This is a genomic window from Neisseria sp. P0001.S005 (assembly GCF_051963715.1).
Genome location: NZ_JBQCTZ010000804.1, coordinates 1 through 356 on the forward strand (window position 1 = coordinate 1; position 356 = coordinate 356).

At 48.6% G+C, this 356-nt stretch carries 1 protein-coding gene; it reads right to left on the bottom strand.

Annotation, left to right across the window (positions count from 1 at the left end; genetic code table 11):
* A partial coding sequence (locus tag ACTHSP_RS22975; protein WP_440347124.1) for a GTP cyclohydrolase, FolE2/MptA family occupies window positions 1-194 on the bottom strand: 194 nt, incomplete at its 3' end.
* Window positions 195-356: the final 162 nt, after the last annotated feature.

Here is a 356-nt window from a genome sequence, read left to right on the forward strand (position 1 = left end):
GCGACAAAGCGCGACATATGCGTGCCTTTTTGGTCGGCAGGCAGGAAAACCGTCATGGTCAGGCGGGCGACGGTGGATTGTTCGCCTTCTTTGCTTTTGAGGGAGATTGGAAAGCGCAGGTCTTTGATGCCGACCTGATTAATCGGCAGGTTGCGTAAATCGCGGCTGGATTGCACGTCTGCAATGGCGTTCATGCGTGGTATGTCCTTCATGATAGGATTGTTGAGATGCGTGTGGAGGGAATCGGCTCGTGTCGGCCGATTTGCAAATGCGAGATTATATCACTTGCTTTATCCGCCTGCATTGATTGTTTCTATTTTTCAGATAGTGATAAAATCTTCGATTATTCACATCTA